Source organism: Mesorhizobium sp. M0587 (genome assembly GCF_040320945.1).
Classification (GTDB): Bacteria; Pseudomonadota; Alphaproteobacteria; order Rhizobiales; family Rhizobiaceae; genus Mesorhizobium.
Map to the genome: position 1 here is coordinate 12,896 of NZ_JAMYQP010000054.1, position 19,929 is coordinate 32,824.

22 protein-coding genes are annotated in these 19,929 nt (G+C 62.5%); 7 read left to right on the forward strand and 15 right to left on the reverse strand.

Annotated features, from left to right (window positions below):
* Position 1: 1 nt before the first annotated feature.
* The 10 genes from NKI49_RS30140 to NKI49_RS30190 form a co-directional block, all read right to left on the reverse strand.
* Entirely contained in the window at positions 2-976 is a 975-nt protein-coding gene (locus NKI49_RS30140; protein ID WP_352607332.1) for a DUF3592 domain-containing protein, read from the reverse strand.
* A gap of 102 nt (positions 977-1,078) precedes the next feature.
* Positions 1,079-2,146, reverse strand: coding sequence for a glycoside hydrolase family 25 protein (locus NKI49_RS30145; protein WP_502899621.1), 1,068 nt, complete (start codon positions 2,144-2,146; stop codon positions 1,079-1,081).
* A gap of 237 nt (positions 2,147-2,383) precedes the next feature.
* Positions 2,384-3,175 carry a phosphodiester glycosidase family protein gene (locus tag NKI49_RS30155; protein WP_352607326.1) on the reverse strand — a complete coding sequence of 264 codons (792 nt, stop codon included), beginning with the start codon at positions 3,173-3,175 and terminating at the stop codon, positions 2,384-2,386.
* Between the two features lie 124 nt (positions 3,176-3,299).
* Positions 3,300-3,926 carry a transglutaminase-like cysteine peptidase gene (locus NKI49_RS30160; RefSeq protein ID WP_352607324.1) on the reverse strand — a complete coding sequence of 209 codons (627 nt, stop codon included), beginning with the start codon at positions 3,924-3,926 and terminating at the stop codon, positions 3,300-3,302.
* 232 nt (positions 3,927-4,158) lie between these two features.
* Complete coding sequence (locus NKI49_RS30165; protein ID WP_352607322.1) at positions 4,159-5,031, reverse strand: undecaprenyl-diphosphate phosphatase; 873 nt, start codon at positions 5,029-5,031, stop codon at positions 4,159-4,161.
* A 193-nt stretch (positions 5,032-5,224) separates the two neighbouring features.
* Entirely contained in the window at positions 5,225-5,422 is a 198-nt protein-coding gene (locus NKI49_RS30170; RefSeq protein ID WP_352607320.1) for a hypothetical protein, read from the reverse strand.
* A 139-nt stretch (positions 5,423-5,561) separates the two neighbouring features.
* Positions 5,562-5,960 carry a GFA family protein gene (locus NKI49_RS30175; protein ID WP_352607318.1) on the reverse strand — a complete coding sequence of 133 codons (399 nt, stop codon included), beginning with the start codon at positions 5,958-5,960 and terminating at the stop codon, positions 5,562-5,564.
* 164 nt (positions 5,961-6,124) lie between these two features.
* Positions 6,125-7,081, reverse strand: a complete 957-nt coding sequence (locus NKI49_RS30180; protein WP_352607316.1) for an alpha/beta fold hydrolase — start codon at positions 7,079-7,081, stop codon at positions 6,125-6,127.
* A 26-nt stretch (positions 7,082-7,107) separates the two neighbouring features.
* Positions 7,108-7,593: an SRPBCC family protein gene (locus NKI49_RS30185; RefSeq protein WP_352607314.1), complete on the reverse strand. Its 486-nt coding sequence runs from the start codon at positions 7,591-7,593 to the stop codon at positions 7,108-7,110.
* A gap of 130 nt (positions 7,594-7,723) precedes the next feature.
* Entirely contained in the window at positions 7,724-7,972 is a 249-nt protein-coding gene (locus tag NKI49_RS30190) for a ParB N-terminal domain-containing protein (RefSeq protein ID WP_008875526.1), read from the reverse strand.
* 158 nt (positions 7,973-8,130) lie between these two features.
* Here NKI49_RS30190 and NKI49_RS30195 point away from each other — a divergent pair, with 158 nt between their 5' ends.
* From NKI49_RS30195 to NKI49_RS30215, 5 genes are read left to right on the forward strand one after another with little or no spacing between them, the layout of a single operon-like run.
* Complete coding sequence (locus NKI49_RS30195; RefSeq protein ID WP_352607312.1) at positions 8,131-9,774, forward strand: N,N-dimethylformamidase beta subunit family domain-containing protein; 1,644 nt, start codon at positions 8,131-8,133, stop codon at positions 9,772-9,774.
* 1 nt (position 9,775) lies between these two features.
* Positions 9,776-11,161, forward strand: coding sequence for an aminotransferase family protein (locus NKI49_RS30200; protein WP_352607310.1), 1,386 nt, complete (start codon positions 9,776-9,778; stop codon positions 11,159-11,161).
* A gap of 4 nt (positions 11,162-11,165) precedes the next feature.
* Positions 11,166-12,095, forward strand: coding sequence for a 3,5-dioxohexanoate:acetyl-CoA acetone transferase (kce, locus tag NKI49_RS30205; RefSeq protein WP_352607308.1), 930 nt, complete (start codon positions 11,166-11,168; stop codon positions 12,093-12,095).
* A 2-nt stretch (positions 12,096-12,097) separates the two neighbouring features.
* A complete protein-coding gene (locus NKI49_RS30210; RefSeq protein ID WP_352607306.1) occupies positions 12,098-12,610 on the forward strand; it encodes a GNAT family N-acetyltransferase in 513 nt (170 codons plus the stop codon).
* Entirely contained in the window at positions 12,607-13,635 is a 1,029-nt protein-coding gene (locus tag NKI49_RS30215; protein WP_352607304.1) for a histone deacetylase family protein, read from the forward strand. Before NKI49_RS30210 ends, NKI49_RS30215 begins: the two co-directional genes overlap by 4 nt.
* 15 nt (positions 13,636-13,650) lie before the next feature.
* On the opposite strand, the gene NKI49_RS30220 is transcribed toward NKI49_RS30215, so the two are convergent.
* The 3 genes from NKI49_RS30220 to NKI49_RS30230 all read right to left on the reverse strand — a co-directional run bounded on the left by NKI49_RS30220 (position 13,651) and on the right by NKI49_RS30230 (position 16,609).
* On the reverse strand, positions 13,651-14,919 hold the full coding sequence (locus NKI49_RS30220; protein ID WP_352607302.1) for a cysteine desulfurase-like protein: 1,269 nt from the start codon (positions 14,917-14,919) through the stop codon (positions 13,651-13,653).
* Positions 14,920-14,968: 49 nt separating this feature from the next.
* Positions 14,969-16,036 (reverse strand): aldo/keto reductase, encoded by a 1,068-nt coding sequence (locus NKI49_RS30225; RefSeq protein WP_352607300.1) that lies wholly within the window; start codon positions 16,034-16,036, stop codon positions 14,969-14,971.
* A gap of 117 nt (positions 16,037-16,153) precedes the next feature.
* Positions 16,154-16,609 (reverse strand): hypothetical protein, encoded by a 456-nt coding sequence (locus NKI49_RS30230; RefSeq protein WP_352607298.1) that lies wholly within the window; start codon positions 16,607-16,609, stop codon positions 16,154-16,156.
* A 367-nt stretch (positions 16,610-16,976) separates the two neighbouring features.
* On the opposite strand from NKI49_RS30230, the gene NKI49_RS30235 reads away from it, so the two are divergent.
* The gene (locus NKI49_RS30235; RefSeq protein WP_081689686.1) at positions 16,977-17,141 is read left to right on the forward strand and encodes a hypothetical protein; all 165 of its coding nucleotides are present in this window, start codon (positions 16,977-16,979) and stop codon (positions 17,139-17,141) included.
* Positions 17,142-17,196: 55 nt separating this feature from the next.
* Here NKI49_RS30235 and NKI49_RS30240 read toward each other — a convergent pair whose 3' ends face one another.
* Positions 17,197-17,703, reverse strand: coding sequence for a DUF1993 domain-containing protein (locus NKI49_RS30240; protein ID WP_352607295.1), 507 nt, complete (start codon positions 17,701-17,703; stop codon positions 17,197-17,199).
* Positions 17,704-17,842: 139 nt separating this feature from the next.
* Between NKI49_RS30240 and NKI49_RS30245 the strand changes: the two genes are divergently transcribed.
* Positions 17,843-18,895 (forward strand): DUF1176 domain-containing protein, encoded by a 1,053-nt coding sequence (locus NKI49_RS30245; protein ID WP_352607293.1) that lies wholly within the window; start codon positions 17,843-17,845, stop codon positions 18,893-18,895.
* Between the two features lie 27 nt (positions 18,896-18,922).
* On the opposite strand, the gene NKI49_RS30250 is transcribed toward NKI49_RS30245, so the two are convergent.
* The gene (locus NKI49_RS30250; protein WP_352607360.1) at positions 18,923-19,780 is read right to left on the reverse strand and encodes an alpha/beta hydrolase family protein; all 858 of its coding nucleotides are present in this window, start codon (positions 19,778-19,780) and stop codon (positions 18,923-18,925) included.
* Between the last annotated feature and the right edge of the window lie 149 nt (positions 19,781-19,929).

Genomic DNA, 19,929 nt, shown 5'->3' on the forward strand with positions numbered 1-19,929 from the left:
ATCAGACCAGCCCGACCAGCAAGGCCGCGCCGCCGAGAAAGCCAACCGAGCAGACCCACAACAGCCAGAGCCCGCGCACCCTGCATTCGAGCACGGCCGAGGCGGGGTTAGCGGGATCATAGTGGACGTCGACCTTGCTGCCTTCGACACAACGTCGCACTTGGCCGCCGACGAGGCCGGGCAGCGATGCCGAGACGGTGGCGCCGAAGGCGACGCGGTCTGCGCTGTAGCGCTGGCCGGCGATGCCATAGCTGTAGACGATGCGGGATTTGAAGATGGTGCGCCAGGGTCGATAGCCTCCGAACCGCTCACGGGTTCGGATAGCCTGCACCCCGGAGGTTTCGATGCGGCCCACGGCAACCGGCCATTTTGCCGCCTGCTCTGCCATCGACTTCTGAACGAAGCCCATGCGCAGCACAAACAGGCCCATGAACAGCAGCAGCGCCCCTGCGCCAAGATTCTGCGGCTTGGGCAAATGCGGCCCGATCGCCTCCAGCACGCCGCCGACGGAAAACACCAGCACCAGCGCGCCGATCACCAACCCCGCCGAAAGCTGGACCATGAACTTGAACGCGCCTTCGGGCATGGTGCGCTCGATCACGGCCTTGGCCGGATCGGACGGGTTGTAGAACACGGTCACCGCAGCGCCGCGCGGAAACCGCGCGAGCGTTTCGGCGACCGCGAAATTTCCGAGGTTCTCCTGCACGCTGTAGCGCGAGCTGCGAAAAGTCCTGCCGCCCACCTTGTATTCGAAGGTGATCGCAGGAAAATTGCGGATCTCGGTGGAATTGCTGCTCTCCGAGCCGGTGCTCGAGCTTCTGACCTCACGCGCCTCGACGATCGAGGAGACGATCTTTCCCGGCGCCGGCAACCAGCGGCTGAGTATCCGCACCTCTCGCCATTTCAGGAAAGTGACGATCGACAGCCCGGCGGCGACCGCGCAGGCAAAACCGACCAGCAGAAGTTTTAGCTCCACCTCGTCTCCCCCCAGGAGTGCAGCAGCACGTACATAGATATCAAGGCGGCGGCAATGTCTTGTCCATTTGCAAGGCCCGAATGGTGCGCGTTGCCTCTGCCCCTATTCCGAGGCCACCATCTGCCGTCCGCCGGCCCAGTCGCGCCATTGCCGTTCGTCGCCGTGGAAGACATTGAGGTCGATGCGTCCGCGCACACCATGGGACAGGCCGGAACCGGAATACTGCCAGAACAGCCATTCGCGGCCGGGATAGACTTTTGAGGGATGCTGCGCCACCGCGCGCAGCCAGAACGGATAGTCCGGGAAAGCGCCTCTGAGATTGTCGCGGTAGAAATCCGGCGCGGTGTAGATGATCGGCCGCTGGCCATAGTGGCGTTCAAGCTTGTCCATGAACACCTGCATCTTCTCCAGCACCGTTTCGCGTGACGGGCGCCGCTTGCAGCTCGAGTCGCCATTCCACTCGACATCGATCACCGGTGGCAGCGCGCCTTCGACCCTGGGCACGTTGCGGATGAACCAGTCTGCCTGTTCGCCGGCGGTGCGGCACCAGTAGAAGAAGTGATAGGCGCCCCGCTTGAGCCCGGCGGCATCGGCACCGCGCCAGTTCCTGGTGAACATCGGATCGAGATGGTCGCCACCATCCGTTGCCTTGATGTAGGCGAAGTTGGCGCCCTGGATGCGCAGCTTCTCCCAGTTCACGTCACCCTGCCAGCGCGACACGTCGACCCCGTGCACGGCGAGGTGCCGGGGCGAGGACCGACCGAAATTGATCGGCTTGGCATCGCGAAAGCCATAACGCGTGACCGGCCCGGCAAGCATGGGAGGTGCTGCCCGCGACAGAAGTTTCGGCGGAGAGACCAGGGCTGCCGGCTCGACCGGCGGCTCGACACCGTCGGGCAGTTCAGCCGCCGGAAACGCCACCGTTTCCTCCTCCGCCAGGCCAAAGGGCCGGACGTTGTCGTCCACTGGCGCGGCCTCGGCCAGCTTGCGGGCATTGATTGGTGCCTTTTCCGTCGGAACGGATGCGATTGGTGCGCTTGGCCGCACCACAGAGCTGGTGATCTCGTTCGACGGTTTCTCCACGTCGAGCGCATCCATGCCCGACGTCGACGAGCAGCCGGCAAGGCACAGCGATGCGATCAAGAAACTGATGACGCCCGGTATCCGCATCTGGACCTGTACTCGAAACACAACAGACCGTGGGCGACAGCCGACGGACAAACCGGATCCAGTTATGAACGTGAAATTGCCAATAAAGATTGAATCAAGTTTTTACCATGTTGAAGCCCGGCTTGCCGGTCTGGTCAATAAGCGTCTGACCGGTCTTGACAGCGCCATGCCGGTGGCCAATGGCGCTGGCAATTCGCCGGCTCGGTGCGATCTCCGTGATAGGCGCCACGCGCGAGCCTAGCCCTTTTTCCTGAACACCCCAATCATCGGCCCCAGATTCCAGTAATCGTCGTTGCGACCGATGGCTGGGGCGAACAGGCTCGATATCGTGCCGTCGAGAAACAACGCATTGTCGCAGCCGAGCGCATCGCGAAACAGACGGGCGAATGCATGAAACGTCACCGTATCGTCCGAAATGGCGAAGACGGCGACACCGTCCTTTCGCACCCCGACACCGTCGCGGGTCTTGCGCGATGTGCCATCGGGCTGGAATTTCGGATGAAGCTCGCCATCGATCACCAGCATCGGCCCGGATTGCGTCGCGTAGTCGGTGCGCGGACGCTTCCTGACGAAGTCCCTGGTCGCGCGGACCGTCGCCTTGCCGCCGCCGATATAGAATATACCGTTCGGCTGAAGCGAGAAATTGCCGCTTCCCGAACCGGTCTTCACCGACGCCATCTCCAGACCACGCTCGACATAGAGGCCAACCGGCCTGAGATCGGGATGGTACATGCCGGCATTGATGGCAAACAGCATTGTGCGGCCCGCCATCCGCTGGGCGTTGTCGAGATTGTGCAGCGACTGAAACGGCTTGCCGGCCGGATCCTTCCAGAACAACTCGATCGAATACAGTTTTGGGTCGACCTCGCAGACCAGGTAGCTGGACGTCTCGAAAACAAGGTCGCGGCATGGCGGCACCGACGCGAACCATTGCCCGAAGGCAACGGTCGTGGCGACCGCCTGCGGCAGCGCGGCCTTGGCCAGGGTCAGCAGCAGGGGCGCCGAGTTGAGGAGCGTCAGAAAGTCCATGAATTACCGGATCGCCAGCGCCAACGAGCCGCCCTGGATAGCACCGCTGGGCGCCGCCATGGAAGACCGGCCCGAAAGGAGAATGGATAGCGATCCGCGACCGGATGCGTCGGAGCCGACAAGACTACTTGACAGCGCTGACCAACTCTTCGTCGCCGCTTAGAATGGAGACCCAGTGTCCGGTGTTGTCGCTCGCCTGCCTTTTCAGATAGCGATAGCTCGTCTGGTTCCACAGGCGGACCTTGTCGGTGAGATTGTCGAGGATGAAGTCGCCCTTGTCCGTCCGCACCGCAAGCACGGCATGGCCTTCTCCATCTGGCTTGCGAACCACCGTCATCAACAGGTTGGCTATGGCGACGCCGGCGGCTGTGAGTTCGCGCTGCTTTTCCAGCGCGTAATCCTCGCAGTCACCGAAGCCGTTGTCAGGATAGGCCCACCATTCCTCCTTGCCGTAATTGTCGACATCGCTCATCGGCTTGACGCGCGTGTTCACAGAACGGTTCACGGTGGAGATCTCATGCAGCAGCTTGCCGGTCATGAGTTCCGGTATACTGCCGGGTGAGCGGATCGAGCATTCCGCAATGTGGAGCTTGCAGAAATCATAGTGGCCTATCGGCTGGGAGGTCGCGCCGCCGACGATCATGGAAGCGGGAGCCGCGTACGCGGAACTCGCTACCGAAGAAAAAACAATCAGGGCAAGCGTCAGCCCCAGCCCCTTAGCCTTGCGGCCCAAACCCATCGAGGATGCCATGTGGCTCCATCTTCCATTTATTAACGGGACGTTAAGAATGGATTGAGCCGTAAGTCAATCAACGCTGCCGATCACATCTTCGGGGATCGACGCAAGCGTAGCCGGGGTTGCACATGCGCAACACAGGGCTGCGGCGGCCGCTCGCCAAGCGATTCACCGTTTCGCGGAAACGCCGAACCGTTCTTCTTGACGCAATTCCAACGGAAAACCGCTTCACAAATTCCTGGAACTGCTAGGCGAGCCAACCCGTTGCCACGCCTAGCAACAGGACGACGCCGAGCAAACCGCGATAGATGACGAAAGGCCAGGCGGAGAAGCGTTCCAGCACCCGCATCAGGCCCCAGATGGCAAAGAAGGCGGAAATAGAGGCGACGACCAGGCCGGTGGCAAGAACCGACCATCCGTGGGCATCGAGATGAACCTTGTGCAGCTCCCACAATTCCTTGAGGCCGGCGAGCGCGATGGCGGGCAGCCCAAGCAGGAACGAGAAACGCGCCGCCTCTGCCCGCTTGAACCCGAGCCCCAAGGCTGCCGTCAGCGTCGAGCCGGAGCGCGAGACACCCGGAATAAGCGCGCCGATCTGAGCAATGCCGACGAGCAGCGCATCGGCCAGCGAAGCTTCGCCCATAGAGCGCCGGTGGCGGGCAAAAATTTCGGCCAGCGCCAGCAGGATCGCCATGGCGATGCAGGCCCAGCCGATCACCGTCAGGCTGCGCAACGGCGAATTGCAGGCGTTGAGAACGCCGGACAGCGCCACGCCGGCAATGACGATGGGGATCGTCGCCAGCACGATCCAGAAAGCCAGCCGGAAATGCCGGTCGGTGAAATCGCGCCGTATCAGGGCGCCCAGCGAACCAAACAAGATGCCCCTGACGTCACTCCAGAAATAGCTGACCACCGCGGCAAGTGCCGCTAGCTGCATGGCAGCGGAGAACGCGGAGCCAGGATCCTGCCAGCCCAGCACCGCCGGCACGATCCGCATATGGGCGGTGGACGAGATCGGCAGCAGTTCGGTGATGCCTTGCACCAGGCCGAGGAACGCGACCTTGGCGTATCCCAGGCCGACAAAGCCCGTATCCACGCCTTGGGTGCAGATGTCAGTCATGTCGCGTTCCAATTTTGAGAGATCGAATTTTGCGCAGGGCCGACCGGTGGTTGGTCCCGGAGAAGCCTTACCGTCATTCAAGAGATAATCAATTCACGGATTGGTCAGCTGGCGCCGTCGTCCAGAAATACGCATTCAAAACCGGCCACCATGGGAGGCCGGTTTCAGGTCACCTAGATAAATCGCAACACGATCAGGGGCAGAGCCAGAGTTTCTGGCAGGTCCTGGCGATCACATGCGCCGGCGGCACTGGCGGCTCGTCGACGGAAGGCCGGCGAGCCCGTTCGAGCAGCATGCGTACCTGTTCCGGGCGCACGCGATCGCGCTCCATGACAAGCAGGACCATCGGATCGCTCAAAAGCTCGTCCAGGGTACTGATGCTGTCGTTCATCCGTCGTCTCCTCGAATGCCGGCCCGCGCCCTTTAAATAGGAAGACAATGATGGCCCGCCAATGACGATTTGCCGGCTATCACGTGTCCTTTTTCGATTAATTCCTGGTCATGCTCGCGGGTGCGTGGCGAGCTGGCTTTCAGCCGGGCGGAGGTGCGCCTTCATGTTGCGGCAGGCCGTCGTCAAGCATCACCCAAGGCTGCTTCGAAGCGGTCCAGATGTGCATCTGCGGCCGGAACAGCGAAGGATCGTCGAGCGAACCGGTGGTGATGCCGATGATGTCGGCGGAATCGCGCCGGGAAAACATCGTGGTGCCGCAGCCTGGACAAAAGCCGCGCTTGATATCGGGCGAGGAGTTCACCGTTGCCAGCGGTCCCTGGACCGTCACATCATCGATGCGGAACAGCACGCGCGCGTTGAAGGCGGCGCCAATAGCCTTCTGGCAGAGCCGGCAGTGGCAGATGCGTTCGTTGATAGGGGCCGCATCGGCATGGTAGCGCACCGCGCCGCATAGGCATCCACCCTGATATCTCGTCATCACCTGATCCGTCCTCTGGAAGATGGCAGGAAACTACGGGCGCCAGCCACAGCGTCAATTGAAAAGCGTTGATATGATCCATCGACGGCCGCGATTGCTCGCAGGCAGCAGAAAGACCACCGGCTGTCTCGAGGGAGGCAACCGGCAGCCAATTTCGCGGCAAGCTATTCGGTTTCGCCGACGACCTCGTCCCAGCTCTTCACCTTGGTCTCCCCATTGAGGAACGGCAGTGCCGCGGCCGTCAGTTCCGGCGCGAAGAAGACGTCGTAGTGGGTGCGGTTGGGCAGGATCGCCAGGCGGTTTTGCGATAGGTTCTCGCGCATCCAGCCGGCGTCCTTCAGGCCGCCGCCGAGCATCTGGTAGAACTTCATCTCATGCTCGGGCTTGTACATGTCGCTGTCGCCATAGGCGAGCATGACCGGCATCTTCAGCTTGGGAACGTCGGCTGAGAAGTCGTAATCCTGGCGCATGAAGTTGCCGAGCGCGTCGAGGAGTTTCGGGAAATCCTGCGGGCGCGGCGCCACTGCCACATAGGATTTGTACATCGGCGTGTCCTTCATGAATTCCGCGGCCGCGGCACTCACCTGAGCCTGCTGCGGGCGCATCTCGTCATAAAAACCGTTGGCGGCGTAGCCGGTCGACACCAGGACGAGGCGGCGCACCGCTTCGGGATGCTGGACGGCCATGCGGAAGGCGACGCCGCCGCCCAGCGAATAGCCCATGACGTCGACCTGCTGATAGCCAAGCGTCTTGACGATATCAGCCATATCGTCGCCCATGCCCTCCAGCGTGAACGGCCGATCGCCAAGTACCGTGCGGCCATGCCCTTGCAGGTCGACCGCGATAATGGTGCGGTTCTCAGCGAGCTTGGGCAGGATCGGCGCGAACATGTCTATCGTGCCGAGGCCGCCATGCAGCAGAAGCAGCGGCTCGCCCTTGCCGTAGACGGCATAATAATAGTTCAGGCCGTTGATCGGCAGCAGGCCGGACTTTTCCGGCTTCGGCAATGTTTTCGTTGCGGTCGTCATGGCGGGTTTTGTCTCCTGTGCATTGGTGGTGCCTGGGCAAGCAAGAAGCGCTGCGGCCGAAGCAAAAATGGCGAAAAGCAGGGTTTTGGACATATCGTTCTCCTCCAGCGTTGCCGGCATCAAAAAGTCTTGGCGAGTTCTTCGAGCTGGTCGGTGCACTGGCCCCAGCCCTGGTGAAAACCCATCTTCTCGTGCTGTTCGCGGTCGGCGGCGCTCCAGTGCCGGACGCGCGCGATGTACCGGGTCTTGCCCTCGCCTTCGTCCTCGAAAGTCAGCACGCCTGTCATGAACGGCTTTTCCGATGGCTCCCACGCCTGTGTGTAGGCATCGGTGAAGACGATCTTCTTGCCAGGGACCGCTTCGAGAAAGACACCCGGATTCGGAAACTCATTGCCGTCGGGACCGGCCATGACGACCAGGCTCGAACCACCGGTCCGCACGTCCATTTCAGCGCGCGGCGTGGTCCACGGCTTTGGCGCGAACCATTGTGTGACCAGTTTCGGATCGGTCCAGCTGCGGTAGACGCTCTCGCGCGGCGCATCGATGATGCGGGCGAGAACCAGTTCGCGGTCGTTGGCGGGGGCGATGTCGAGCTTGGTGGTCATGATGGTCCTCGGTGCGTTTGATCTGGCTTCCGTCCCAAGGACGAGCCGATGAAGCGCAAACCGACACTGACGACGAAAAATTCTGGAGTGCGCCCGCGCCGCGTGAGAGCGCCCAGCGAGCCAGGCCGCGTCAATGGCGCTTGGCTTGCACCAGATAAGCGTCGATCTCGGTCTCGCCGAGCCACTTGGCCGCTTCCAGCCGATGCAGACCTTCGACGAGGATATGACGCTTGCCGTCATGGCGGACCTGGATCGGCGTCTTCATGCCGTTCTCCAATATGTCCTCCGCGAGGTGCCGGACCGTCTCGGGATGGAGCGTCTTCTTGCGCGCCGTCGGGACGTAGATGTCATCGACCTTGACCTTCTGCACTCTGAGCATGTCGACTCCCGCGGCGGAAAAGCGCCGTTCCATTCTGAGATAGTCGGTTTGCCAGATGTGGCCAAGGGCACCCGTGGACAAATGCTGGCCCGATCGTTTCCATTTGACGCTCGACCGGCAGATCGCCGAAATGGCAGCCTTCGAAATTTCTGGGCGCCATGATCAATCTTGCAACTGAATTCCCCGATTTCGGACTGACGCCGGAACAGCGCCGCCACGCGGTACGCGGCCACTACTATGAATGGCCAGGCATGGACGGCGAGCGCGGCGAGATCTGGTGCTACAGCGACCGGTTTTCCTATCGCGCCGGTGAGACAGTGACGCTGCATGTCAGTTCGACGGCCCCGGCATTCAGCATGACGATCACCCGAGACGGCGGTGTCGAGACGAAAGTGTTCGAGAAGGCGGGGATTGCGACGGGCTGGCAGGACACGCCCGACCAGTGCTCGGCCGAGGGCTGCGGCTGGGAAGCGTCGTTCGAATTCCACGTTGGCGCGGACTGGCCGTCCGGTGCCTACCGGGTGACGCTGACCGCCGACGGTCGCGACGGCAAGCCGATCCAATGCCACCATGTTTTCATCGTCGCGCCTCCGCCGGGCAAGAAGCCCGGCCGCATATTGCAAGTGGCGGCGACTGGCACCTGGCTTGCCTACAACACCTGGGGCGGCTCCAACCACTACCAGGGCATTACAGGACCAGACCGCAACCAGTATTCGCCCATCGTGTCGACGCAGCGCCCCTGGTGCCGCGGCTTCGTCGTGTTGCCTAAGGGTGCGCCGCGCGTGCCGCTGGAAGTCGCCGTGCCGCCAAAGACCGTGCCACGCTATCCGCACATGGAATGGGCGCTCGCCACCGGCCATTCGAAGAAATACGCTTCGTCGGGTTGGGCGAGCTACGACAGCCACTTCTTCCGCTTCACTGAGCGGGCAGGCTACGCCGTCGATCTCGCCAGCCAGCACGAATTGCATTTCTCGGCCGAGATTCTCGACGGCTACGACTGCGCCGTCTTTGTCGGCCATGATGAATACTGGACCTGGGAAATGCGCGATGCCGTCGACGATTATGTCGAGCGCGGCGGCCACGCGGCGCGCTTTGCCGGCAATTTCATGTGGCAGACGCGGCTTGAGGACGAGGGCAGCCGCCAGGTCTGCTACAAATACCGTGCTCGCGCCGAAGACCCAGCCTATTTCCGCGGCGGCGATGTAATCCGGGCGACCAACTCCTGGGAGGCGCCGGAAATCGGCCGGCCGGGTTCGGCGACTTTCGGGCTCAACGCAACACGCGGCGTCTATGCCGGTTGGGGCGGCTGCGCACCGCGCGGCGTGCGCGGTTTTCCGGTGTATCGGCCCGAGCACTGGGCCTTTGCCGGTACCGGCGTCTATTATGGCGACCTGCTCGGCGCCGACAGCCATGTCTATGGCTACGAGGTCGACGGGCTCGACTTCGAGATACGCGGCGGCCTGCCCTATCCCACGGCGACCAGCGGTGCGCCTGATGGTTTGCAGGTGCTCGCCGTCGGCATGGCATCCCAGGTCGAGGAAAGCGCCGATATTCCGATCGAGGACCAGTTCCTCACCGACGAGGATGGCCGCTTCACCGCCGAAACGCTGTTCGGCGAGGCGAGCGACGCCAATCTGGAAAAGGTCAAACGCGGCAACGGCATGATTGTCAATTTCCCGCGCGGCAAGGGCGAAGTGTTCCATGCTGGAAGCTGCGAATGGGTCGCCGGGCTGCTAAGACAGGACCCGATGGTCGAACGCGTGACCTGCAATGTCCTCGATCGCTATCTCGGAAAGTCCTGACATGTCGAAAGTCCAGACCATCGCTCAAGACGCAGAAGCCCGCCGACAATCGCATCTGTTCTATTTATCCAGCCTGCGCCGGCCGCTGATCGACCGCGCCGAGGGCATCTACATGTGGACGCAGGACGGCCGCCGCTTCATCGACGGATCGAGCGGCCCGATGGTCGCCAATATAGGTCATTCCAACCGCAATGTGCTCGATGCGATGAAGCGGCAGATGGACCGCGCCACCTTCGCCTACCGTCTGCACTTCGAGAACGAGCCGGCGGAGGAGCTGGCGCGGGAACTGGCCGGGAAGCTGCCGGACGGATTGGACCGCATCTTCTTCGTCTCGGGCGGCTCGGAAGCGACGGAAGCCTGCATCAAGCTGGCGCGGCAATGGGCTGTTATCACCGGCCAGGCAAGCCGCTGGAAGGTGATCACGCGCTTCCCCTCCTACCACGGCGGCACGCTGGGTTCGCTCTCGATCACCGGCGACGATGCGCTGGCCGAAACTTTTACGCCGATGATGCGGGTGATGCCGACCGTGCCGGCCCCCACCGCATGGCGCGACCGCGACAATCTTTCGATGGAGCAGCGCGGCGTCCGCTATGCCGACATGCTGGAGGACAAGATCCTTGCCGAGGGCCCGGACAGCGTGGTCGCCTTCATCATGGAACCGATCGGGGGTGCTGCGACCGCGGCGCTGGTGGCGCCGGACAGCTATTATGCGCGCATCCGCGAAATCTGCGACCGCTACGGCATCCTGCTCATCCACGACGAAGTGATGAGCGGCGCCGGCCGCACAGGAAAGTTCCTCGGCGGCGACCACTGGAACTGCAAGCCAGACATCGTCGCGCTCTCCAAGGGGCTGGGATCGGGGTATGCGCCGCTCGGCGCACTCGCCGCCCCAATACGGCTAGTCGAGCCGCTGCTCGCCTCCGGCGGCTTCCAGCACGGCCACACCTATGCCGGCAATCCGCTGGCCTGCGCCGCCGGGCTCGCCGTGCTCGGCGAAATGGACCGGCTCGACCTGATCGCCAATGCGGCCGCCATGGGCGACGTGCTGATGGACGGATTGCGGGGGCTCGCCAAGCGCTTTCCGTTCATCGCCGACGTGCGCGGAAAGGGCCTGCTCACTGGCGCCGAGATGGTTGCCGATCCCGAGACGCTGCGGCCGATAGACCAGACCAGGAAAGCCACACAGAGGCTGCTCGATCTCGCCTATGAGCGCGGGCTGATCATCTATGGCCGCAGGGTCAAGGGCGGCGGCGACGGCGACAATTTCATGGTCGCGCCGCCGATGATCGTCACGCGCGAACAGGTCGGCGAGATCGTCTCCATCATCGGCGACTCGCTGGAAGTCCTGGCCAACGAACTCGACCTGCCGGTCGAACGCCGAGGGTAAAAGTATGGCGCCGCGAAAAGTCATCATCACCTGTGCCGTCACCGGGTCGGTGCACACGCCGTCGATGTCGCCCTACCTGCCGGTGACGCCGGACCAGATCGCGGCGGATGCGATCGCCGCCGCCGAGGCCGGTGCGTCGATCCTGCATCTCCACGCCCGCGATCCCAGGGACGGGCGGCCGACCGCCGATCCGGACGTGTTCATGCAGTTCCTGCCGCGCATCAAGCAGGCGACGTCAGCGGTGATCAACATCACCACCGGCGGTTCCTCGCTGATGACGCTGGACCAGCGGTTGGCGGCCCCTCTGCGGGTCGAGCCCGAAATGTGCTCGCTCAACATGGGCTCGATGAATTTCGCGCTTTTCCCGATGCTCGACAAGCCAAGGGAGTGGCAGCACGAGTGGGAACCGAAGTTGCTGGAAGCCACGCGCGACACCATCTTCAAGAACACCTTCGCCGACATGGAGGGTGTGATCGAGAGGCTGGGCAAGGGTTGCGGCACGCGCTTCGAGTTCGAATGCTACGACGTCGGCCATCTCTATTCGCTGGCGCATTTCCGCGACCGCGGGCTGGTCTCGGGACCGCTGTTCATCCAGTTCGTGCTGGGCATTCTTGGCGGCATCGGCGCCGATCCAGACAATCTCGTCCACATGAAGCGGATCGCCGACAAATTGTTCGGCGACAGCTACCAGTTTTCAGTGCTGGCCGCCGGCCGCAATCAGATGCCGCTGATCTCGATCGCCGCGGCGATGGGCGGCAATGTCCGCGTCGGGCTGGAGGACAGCCTCTATGATGGCCGCCAGCTGGCCAAGTCCAATGCCGACCAAGTGCGCCGCATCCGAGGCATTCTCGACGGGCTGTCGCTGGAGGTCGCCACACCGGCCGAAGCGCGCGAGATGCTGGCCCTGAAGGGTGGTGATAGGGTGGCGTTTTAATCGTGGACGAGCCATCAAAAGTCCGCCTCCGCCCCGGACGGATCGACGATGTCGAAACCATCCACGCGGCGATCCTGAAACTCGGCACCCACATCGGCGCGCCCGGCGAAATCATCTCGACCGTTGACGATCTCAGAACCTACGGCTTCGGCGAAAAACCCGCCTTCTCGACCCTGATCGCCGAAGTCGACGGGGAATTCGCCGGACTGTGCGTGCATTTCCCGATCTTTTCGACCTGGATGGGCCGGCCCGGCGTCTATGTGCAAGACCTCTATGTCGAGGACCGCTTTCGCGGCCGCAAGATCGGCGAACGCCTGCTGCGCCGCGTTGCGACCCGGTGCCGGAAAGAAGGCGGCGTTTATCTCAGACTGTCGGTCGACACCGACAATGAGGGCGCCAAGGCCTTTTATGAAAGGCTGGGCATCGCCTGGTCGAGCTACGAGCAGACGCAGAAGATCATCGGGGAGGCCTTTTTCGCCTTCGCCGATGCGCCGGAGGACGGGGAGCGGGAATGAGAGCCTTCTATGCCGAAGAACAGAAGCGCCACGATCCAAAAGCATTTCTTTCAAGCGGCGCCGCGCAGCCCAATCCGGAAAAGCCGGAGCGCGTCGAGAGATTGCTAGCCGGCGCAAGGTCCGCCGGCTGTACGATCGAGCGGCCGCGCGATCACGGCCTCGGTCCGGTGGCGGCGGTACACACGCCCGAATATCTGGATTTCCTCGAGCACATCCATGCGCGATGGCAGCGCATCGAAGGCGCTTCGGCCGAAGTCATCCCCAATATCCATCCGATCGCGCGTAACGGCTCCTACCCGGCCTCGGCGGTTGGCCAGGCCGGCTATCATATGGCCGACACGGCCTGCCCGATCTCGGGCGAAACCTGGCAAAGCGCATTGTGGAGCGCCTGGAGCGCGGTTGAAGCGGCCGAAGCGGTGATATCAGGCGCGCCGGCCGCCTATGCGCTGTGCCGCCCGCCCGGCCACCATGCCTTTGCCGACGTCGCCGGCGGATTCTGCTTCATCAACAATTCGGCCATTGCGGCCCAGGTTTTGCGCAAACAAGCCGCCCGCGTGGCGATCCTCGATGTCGACCTGCATCACGGCAATGGCACGCAAGGCATCTTCTATGCCCGGCCGGATGTGCTCACCGTTTCGCTGCATGCCGACCCGGTGCGCTTCTACCCGTTCTTCTGGGGCCATGCCGACGAGCGCGGCGAAGGCCCGGGCCTTGGCTACAATTTCAACTTGCCGCTGCCGCGCAAATCCGCCGACGCCGCGTTTCTCGAAGCGCTTAAGGTGGCGTTCCAGCGTATCCGTGCCTTCTCGCCCGATGCGCTGGTCGTGGCGCTCGGCCTCGACGCATTCGAGGGCGATCCGTTCGGCGGGCTGTCAGTGACGACGCCAGGTTTCTCTCGCATCGGCGAAGCCATCGCCAGGCTCGGCCTGCCGACGGTAATCGTCCAGGAAGGCGGCTATCTCTGCGACGAACTCGGCGACAATCTCACCGCATTTCTTACTGGCTTCGGCAGCAAGGCGCGATGACAATTCAAGCTCTCGTCAGGATCGTTGCTGTCTCAGCATGGCTATAACGCGATGCACGCTCTCCAGCGTCTCGTCGATTTCGGCTGGTGTGTTGTAGTGGGCAATGCCGATGCGCACGACGCCCTCTTCGGCCGGGATGCCGAGCTGATGGACGATCTCCCAGGCGTAGTTGTGGCCGGACCACAGGAAGATGTTTTCGGCATTCATCTGCCGCACGATCGTCTCCGGCACGATGCCGTCGACGGTGAAGGAGACCGTCGGCACGCGCTCGCTGAGCCGCTTCGGATCGGCGATGCCGTGGATGGTCAGGCCTGCAATATCGGAGAGGCCTTCGATCAGCCTCAGTGCCAGCGGATTTTCGTAGGCGGTCGAGACTTCGAACGCCTTGGCAATCTTTTGCCTTCTTGAACCCCCCTCGCCTGCGGCAGCGCCAATGTCGGCAAAGTAGTCGATCGCCGCCGTGAGGCCGGCCATCAGTTCGATCTGCGGCGTGCCGAGTTCGAAGCGCTCCGGCAGGCCATTCGACGAGCAACGGCATTTGTAGGGTTTCAGGCCATCGATGACGTCACGCCGGCCCCACAATATGCCCATGTGCGGACCGAAGAATTTGTACGCCGAGCAGATCAGGAAGTCGCAGCCGAGATTCCTGACGTCGATCAGGCCATGCGGCGCGAACTGCACGGCATCGACATAGACCAGCGCGCCGGCCTGTCTGGCGATGGCGGTCAGCGCCTTCACGCGGTTGATGGAGCCGGTCAGGTTGCTGGCGTAGTTCAACGCGACCAGCCTTGTTTTATCGGAAAGCAGACCAGCCAGCGTCGCTTCTTCGACCTGCCAGCTCTTTTCGTCGAACGGCAGCCAGCGCACCACGAGGCCAAGGTCCTCGGCCAGTTGCAGCCAGGGCGACACATTGCCCTCATGGTCCATGCGGGTGAGGATTATCTCGTCGCCGGACTTCAGCGTGCGGCCAAGCGTGCGCGACATATGGTAGGTCAGCGTCGTCATGTTGGCGCCGACGATGATCTCCTCAGGGCTCGCGGCACCCAGAAAATCGGCCATAGCCTGATGCGCCTCGTCGACGACAGCTTGAGCGGCGATCGCCGTTTCGAAATAGCCGCCAAGATTGGCATTGGTGGTGAGCAGGCAATGCGATACCGCGTCGGCAACGGTCCGCGGCACCTGTGTGCCGGCGGGATTGTCGAGATAGATGCGCCGGCGACCTTTGTCGGTCAGCGAGAGAGCGGGAAATCGTTCGCGCACTGCCTCGATCGGAAAATTCACCATCGTCTCCACCCGTTTGTCGTTCCTGGATAATTCCACGCCGGAGAGCCGATCAAGGACAGGGATTGCCGACCCGCTGGTGAATGGCATCCACCGCCTTCTGCATCTCCTCGGTCCAGACGACATCCACGGAGGACAGCGCCATTTCGAGTTGCGGAATGGTCGTCGCGCCGATGATATTCGAGGCGACGAAGGGCCGGCTCGATACATAGGCGTTGGCAAACAGCGCCGGCTCCAGGCCAAAGGAACGCGCCAGCTCGTTGTATTCGAGCTGCACTTCGGCGGCATTGGGCGTCTCGTAGCGCTGGCCGCGATTGAACAGCTGCGAGCGCGATCCTTGAGGGCGCGCGCCATGATCGTATTTGCCGGTCAAATAGCCCTGCGCCAGCGGCGAATAGGCGAGCAAAGACACCTGCTCGCGATCGCAGATTTCGGCGAGGTTTACCTCGAAGGTGCGGTTGACGAGATTGTAGGCGTTCTGGACCGACACGACACGTGGGCCAACCCCTTCGTCGCTTTCCGCAAGAAACCGCATCACGCCCCAGGAACTTTCGTTCGACAGGCCGAAATGGCGGATCTTTCCCACCTTCACCAGTTCGTCGAACACGGCAAGCGTCTCGGCGATCGGCGTTTCGCCGCCCGGTGCGCCATCGGAATCGGCACGGCGCGGGACGGCTCCGATTCGCGTCGGGTTGGCGCCCCAGGGTATATCCCGCTCCGGCCAATGGATCTGGTAGAGGTCGAGGTAGTCGGTGCCGAGCCTGGCCAGCGATTTGTCGATGGCATCAAAAATATCGGCGCGCACCAGTTGCGACGGCCTGTCGCCGCGAAACCAGGCGTTGGCCGTGCGCCCGACGACCTTGGAGGCAAGGATCACCTTGTCGCGGTTGCCCTTGGTCTTGATCCAGCTGCCGATGATCTTTTCCGTCCTTCCCTGCGTCTCAGCCTTGGGCGGAATCGGATAAAGCTCGGCGGTATCGATGAAAGTGACCCCGCGCGAGAAGGCCAGATCCATCTGTGCATGGCCTTCGGCTTCGGTGTTCTGCTGGCCCCAAGTCATCGAACCCAGGCATATCTGGGTAACAAGAAGATCGGTCCGGCCGAGACGGCGTTTGTGCATGGAATTCTGCTCCGGAGGGAAAGTGTGCGCGGCTGCGCGGGAACGAAGTGGCATCTTACAAGGAAGCGGAGGGGCTCTCCAACCCTTCGCGGGCCGACTTTTGCGTGAACCGAGGCGTTAGCGGCGTGCGCCGGCCAACGCGCGCCGCTTGGCCTCGTCGATCAGCATGTTGGCCACCTGCATGCGGATCATGGCGCGCTGGCGCAGATGCGGGGCGACGCGGTCGGGATGGTTGGCGAAGGCAAAGCTGCGGCGCATGCGGCCGAAATCGGCTGCGCCTTTGGGCTGATTCAGCCCCAGCTCGACCGCGATCGATTCAGGATCGATCGGCGGCAGCTTTTCCTCGGGCTTGGGCTCTTCGCCAGCGAGAGCAAGCTTTGCGTGTTCAAGCAAGGCAACGAATTCGGCCGCCAGATCGGCGCCGGCCTCGCGGTATTCGGCGGCGGAAACCTTGATGCGGCCGGAATGGAGCTCGTCGGCGACGGTGAGATAGTCAAACGGGATGGAGGGGCGAACGCCCGCCTCCTCGATTCCCTCGTCCTTGTCGGAGGCGACGAAGAGGTCGTCGAGCAACGAAGCGAAATCCTGCTTGGTACCAATAGCGATGGCAGCCTCCCCCTTGCCTGACCGTTCAGGCTTCAGAGCATAGAATCGGCTCGTTAAAAATGAATACCACCGATCTTAACCAATTTGGCCGCTCCCAATATCTCGAACAAAAGCCGGACTGCACTCTCATGCAGTCCGGAAATTCGCCAGGAGTGGCGAGGAAAGGCCAGCCATGTGCCGGCATCAAGACCTATGGTGCGCGCGGAGCAAAAGTTTCGCCCGCCCATCGGGTCAAAAGATCACCAGGACATGGCAGGTATGCAAATGCTGCACTGCACAATTGTCACGATTCAGCTATATTGACAGCTGTGGAGGACCAATCGGAGCCTGAACCATGGGTTTCTTCACTGAAATGTTCGCCCGGCCGCGCCCGCAGGAACACCAGAGATATCGCGCGGCGCTCGCGCTGCTTCACTCGATGAGCAATACGGACCGTGCCGATATCGGCATCAAGCCCGCCGATTTTCCGCGCATCGCCCGCGAAATGTCCGTTCGCTAGATCATCTCGCGAGACGTCCCGGATCGATCCGGGACATCTCGAATGCCTCAATTCCTCACCGCGATCCCAGGAAGGTCGACTTGCCCAGCGGCACGCCATTGTGGCGAAGGATGTCGTAGGCCGTGGTGACGTGGAAATAGAAGTTGGGCATGGCCGCATGCAGCAGATACTGCATGCCTGCCAGCGCTATTTCGCGTCCACCAAGCCTCAACTCGATCATCTTGTCATCGGAACCGTCGAGATCGGCGGGCGAAAACGTCTCCAGATGCGTGAGCGTCTTGGCGATCCGCGCCTCCAATTCGGCGAAGCTTGCCTCATTGTCCTCGTATCTCGGCACTTCGCGGCCGGCCAGCCGCGACGGCGCGCCCTTGGCATGGTCGGTGGCGATCTGGACCTGGCGGGTCAAAGCGAACATGTCGGGCGCCAGCCGCGCCGTCAAAAACACCTGCGGATCGATCTTGCGGTCAAGCGCGTTCTGTTCGGCTGTCGCCAGCACATTGGAAAGCGCTTTCAGCCTGGCTGAAAACACGGGCACGGACGCCTCATACATCGACATCGTCACGTCAAACCTCCTGTCCGGCCGGAATGCCGGCGAACGGGACGTAGCGCCTTCGCGCGCGATTCTTCAAGCATCGCCGAAGTTGCGTCACCACGTTGCCGCAATCGCCATAGTAGAATCTGCCATCGAGCGGAGATTCCCGATGAGACGCTTCCTTCTCGCAGCGACTGCCTTTCTCTCCCTTGCCGCAGCAGGCCAGACGGCAATGGGCGCGGACGATGCATCCGAAGCGCCCTATCTCGACGACCGATCGAGTGCCGATGCAGTCGTCCGTTCGCTCTACAACGCCATCAGCCGGCGCGAATTCGCCCGCGCCTGGGGCTATTTCGGCGACACAAAGCCGGCAAAGGATTTCGACAGTTTCGTCAAGGGCTATGAAGGCACCGACAAGGTTGAGGTCGAGACCGGTGCTGTTTCCGACGAAGGGGCTGCCGGCAGCATTTTCTACAATGTCCCCGTCGCCATCCGTGCCACGGACAAGAACGGCGGCGAAAAGATCTTTGCCGGCTGCTATACGCTGCGCCAGGTGAACGCCCAGATCCAGGCGGCGCCGCCCTTTGATCCGATCCACATCGAAAAAGGCGCGCTGAAAGCCTCCACCGCCGATTTCGAGGAGGCGCTGCCGCCAAGCTGCGGCGACGGCCCGCCGCCGCCGAAGAAGGATGCGGCGTTGGAACAGGCCAAGAAGGCCTTTGCGGCGACCTATGGCGAGCAGTGCGACAAGGCGCTTCTAGCCAATGAGCCGGAGACTTTTTCGATCAAATACAAGGACAAGGACGCGGCGGCCAGCGATCCCGAGAGGGAAGCGCGGCTGTTCCATTTCTCCTGCTCGGCCGCGGCCTACAATGAAAGCTCGGTCTACTACATGAGCGACGACGTATCCGGCGCGAGGCAGTTGCAGTTCACCGAGCCGGAGATGGACATCCGCTATGTGAACAACGACACCGAAGGCAAGGTCGAATCCATGCACGTCATTGGTTTCCAGACCACAGGCTGGGCCGTCAATTCCGACTATGACCAGAATGCCCACACGATCACCACATTCAACAAATGGCGCGGCATAGGCGACGCCTCGTCATCGGGCACCTATCTGTTCCGCAACGGCGATTTCTCGCTGGTCCAGTACGATGTCGATGCATCCTATGACGGAGAACAGAACCCTCAGACGGTCGTCGACTACAACACCGCGCCCTGAACGCAGGACCGGCTTCCCCTATGGCGATCAAGGCGCCTTCGACAGCATCCAGTTGAGCGTGCCGCGCCAGTCGACCATGCGGATCGGCGTGCCGTGGGTGCCTGTCTCGAAACGGACGAAGCGGGTCGGGTAAGTCTTTGATTTGGCGAGGATCGATCGAAAGAACGCTTCCTGGCTGGCCACGGGGAAGACCACGTCATGGCTTCCTTGGCCGAAGAAGACCGGCACACGCCGCTTGAAAGCGGGGCTGGCGAAATAGCTTTCGTCCCACAGCGACCCAAGCAGCAGCAAGCCATCGATGCGGCCGCCCGTGTCCTTGCGGGCGGCGAGTTTCCAGCACAATGCACCGCCCATGGAGCCGCAAGCGACGAAGATTTTCGCGGCCGGCGACTGTTGGGCATAATGATCGATCAGGGCTGCCACCTGTGCGGCGCCCTTGTCGCCGAAATCGGGGAAGTCGGGACTGAGATAGAGCCCGCCATTGCCGGCCATCAGATTCTTGAGACGATTGAAGTTTCCGCCGAAGGTGAAGTCGTCCACGCCTTGCTTACGGCTGCCGCCCTGACCGTGCAGATAAAGCACGATGATGCCGGCACCCTCGGTCTTGCCGACGGCAATATGCCTGACATCGCCGGCATCGGTTTTCAGCAAGAGATCCTGCTGCATCTTGCGCACGCTGGTGTCGGTGTACTGGGCATGCACCCGGCGCTCGGGCACCTGGTCGCGCTGGTTGATATCGCGCAGTTCCTGGTAGTCGATGACCGTGTAAGCGCCGCTGGTGTCGGACGAAAGCGCGGCCGGATAGGCGAAGAGATCGTCCTTGAAGGGTTTTAGTTCGAGAGCATTGGCATGGGCTGCGGAAATCAAGAAAAACAGTGAAGCCAGAAAGGCTTGGAGCGTGAGCGCGCCCCTCCGGGGGGGGGGGGGGGGGGGCCCGGAGGGGGGGCCGGGGGGGGGGGGCGGGGGGGGGGGGTGGGGTTGGCGGGGGGGGGGGGGCGGGGGGGGGGGGGGGGAAGAGGTCCCCCCGGGGGGGG

Bases quoted from the DNA above. Each gene is read 5' to 3' on its own strand.
- NKI49_RS30145 (WP_502899621.1), bottom strand. From the start codon at position 2,146: ATGCGGATACCGGGCGTCATCAGTTTCTTGATCGCATCGCTGTGCCTT.
- NKI49_RS30155 (WP_352607326.1), bottom strand. From the start codon at position 3,175: ATGGACTTTCTGACGCTCCTCAACTCGGCGCCCCTGCTGCTGACCCTG.
- NKI49_RS30160 (WP_352607324.1), bottom strand. From the start codon at position 3,926: ATGGCATCCTCGATGGGTTTGGGCCGCAAGGCTAAGGGGCTGGGGCTG.
- NKI49_RS30165 (WP_352607322.1), bottom strand. From the start codon at position 5,031: ATGACTGACATCTGCACCCAAGGCGTGGATACGGGCTTTGTCGGCCTG.
- NKI49_RS30170 (WP_352607320.1), bottom strand. From the start codon at position 5,422: ATGAACGACAGCATCAGTACCCTGGACGAGCTTTTGAGCGATCCGATG.
- NKI49_RS30175 (WP_352607318.1), bottom strand. From the start codon at position 5,960: ATGACGAGATATCAGGGTGGATGCCTATGCGGCGCGGTGCGCTACCAT.
- NKI49_RS30180 (WP_352607316.1), bottom strand. From the start codon at position 7,081: ATGTCCAAAACCCTGCTTTTCGCCATTTTTGCTTCGGCCGCAGCGCTT.
- NKI49_RS30185 (WP_352607314.1), bottom strand. From the start codon at position 7,593: ATGACCACCAAGCTCGACATCGCCCCCGCCAACGACCGCGAACTGGTT.
- NKI49_RS30190 (WP_008875526.1), bottom strand. From the start codon at position 7,972: ATGCTCAGAGTGCAGAAGGTCAAGGTCGATGACATCTACGTCCCGACG.
- NKI49_RS30195 (WP_352607312.1), top strand. From the start codon at position 8,131: ATGATCAATCTTGCAACTGAATTCCCCGATTTCGGACTGACGCCGGAA.
- NKI49_RS30200 (WP_352607310.1), top strand. From the start codon at position 9,776: ATGTCGAAAGTCCAGACCATCGCTCAAGACGCAGAAGCCCGCCGACAA.
- kce (WP_352607308.1), top strand. From the start codon at position 11,166: ATGGCGCCGCGAAAAGTCATCATCACCTGTGCCGTCACCGGGTCGGTG.
- NKI49_RS30215 (WP_352607304.1), top strand. From the start codon at position 12,607: ATGAGAGCCTTCTATGCCGAAGAACAGAAGCGCCACGATCCAAAAGCA.
- NKI49_RS30220 (WP_352607302.1), bottom strand. From the start codon at position 14,919: ATGGTGAATTTTCCGATCGAGGCAGTGCGCGAACGATTTCCCGCTCTC.
- NKI49_RS30225 (WP_352607300.1), bottom strand. From the start codon at position 16,036: ATGCACAAACGCCGTCTCGGCCGGACCGATCTTCTTGTTACCCAGATA.
- NKI49_RS30235 (WP_081689686.1), top strand. From the start codon at position 16,977: ATGGGTTTCTTCACTGAAATGTTCGCCCGGCCGCGCCCGCAGGAACAC.
- NKI49_RS30245 (WP_352607293.1), top strand. From the start codon at position 17,843: ATGAGACGCTTCCTTCTCGCAGCGACTGCCTTTCTCTCCCTTGCCGCA.